Genomic DNA, 1,381 nt, shown 5'->3' on the forward strand with positions numbered 1-1,381 from the left:
TCAGATTCGCCGGCTGCCACACCAATCATTTCGGTGCCTTGGAAGGAGAAACCAGCCACCATGAAGATGGCGAGTACGGCGGGTGCGCCGCCGACGAAGGGTGCCTCACCAACAGTCCAGTTGGAGACGCCCGGGGAGCTACCGCCCAGGATGCCGAAGATCATGGCGATACCTGCGATGAGGAAGACGACCACGGTGACGACCTTGATGGTGGCGAGCCAGAATTCACTCTCACCGTAGGAGCGTGCCGAGAGGGCGTTGATGCCGGTCAGCAGCACGAGGAATCCTGCCGCCCATACCCAGGATGGGACGTTCGGGAACCAGTACCTCATCACCTCGCCGACGGCTACGAGTTCGGCAGCGACGGTAATCGCCCAGTTGAACCAGTAGTTCCAGCCCATGGCGAATCCAAAGGACGGAGACACGTAGCGTGCCGCGTAAGTCTGGAATGCGCCGGGGACGGGCAGGTGAGCAGCCATCTCGCCGAGGGACTGCATGAGGAAGAGCACCATGATGCCGATGAGGGCGTAGGCGAGGATTGCGCCGCCGGGGCCTGCGGTGGAGATGGTCTTACCGGAGGCAACGAAGAGGCCGGTGCCGATTGCGCCGCCGATTGCGATCATCTGCATGTGGCGGGCGGAGAGGCCTCGCTTCAGTTCACCCTCTGCGGAGGTGGCTTCCGATGCAACGCCGGAAGTCTCTGTAGGCTGTGCCATGTCAGGTCTTCTTTCTGAGGCTCTTGCTTCGTGCGTTTGCTAGCGGTCTAGTCTGGTGTCCAGTCTAGTCTTGCTGCGGGTGGTGTCGCCGAAGGTTTAGCCTGCTGTCAAGAAATTCTTCAATCATTAGGGTTTCTTACGTATCGTAAGTTTTTCTAATCTGAGGGTCAATCCTACTCGCTTTTCAGGCTCTTTTCCACCCCAAAACCACAAAAACACAGAAAAACCCTCCCGCACCATCTCATCACAAGCGGTACAGGAGGGTTCAAAACCTGTTTACTAGGTTCCCCTGGCTTATCTACTTCGCCAGGCTTTAGTCAGCCAGGTTGTAGAACGAAACGTTCGTGGGGTGTTCCACGGTACGAGAAACGGTGCAGTCCTTCTGCTCGCTGAGCTGAATCAGACGGTCCACCATCTTCTGCGCCTTAGCACCCTGCTCATCCTCAGGGAAGCGCACGTCAAAGTCCACCTCAACGTCGTCGAGGCGCACCGCGCCATCTTCGGTCTGCTTCAGTGCTGAGGCGAGCACTTCGAACACCTCGGGGGTGGAGCGGCGGGAGGTGCCCGCGTCCACATCCACGGAGGAGCATCCGGCAATAGCGGCGAGTAGTAGCTCGACGGGGGTTAGCAGGCCCTCACCCACACCGAAGTCGAGTGTTGCGCCG

2 protein-coding genes are annotated in these 1,381 nt (G+C 59.1%); both read right to left on the reverse strand.

Features of this window, described 5'->3' with window-relative positions:
* Positions 1-716: amino acid permease (locus O3648_RS08285; RefSeq protein WP_371569567.1), on the reverse strand; the 716-nt coding region annotated here is incomplete at its 3' end.
* 313 nt (positions 717-1,029) lie between these two features.
* Positions 1,030-1,381 (reverse strand): OsmC family protein (locus tag O3648_RS08290; protein ID WP_371569569.1); only part of this gene is annotated, 352 nt, incomplete at its 5' end.

This window comes from Rothia sp. 27098_8_161 (genome assembly GCF_041432905.1).
Taxonomy (GTDB): domain Bacteria; phylum Actinomycetota; class Actinomycetes; order Actinomycetales; family Micrococcaceae; genus Rothia.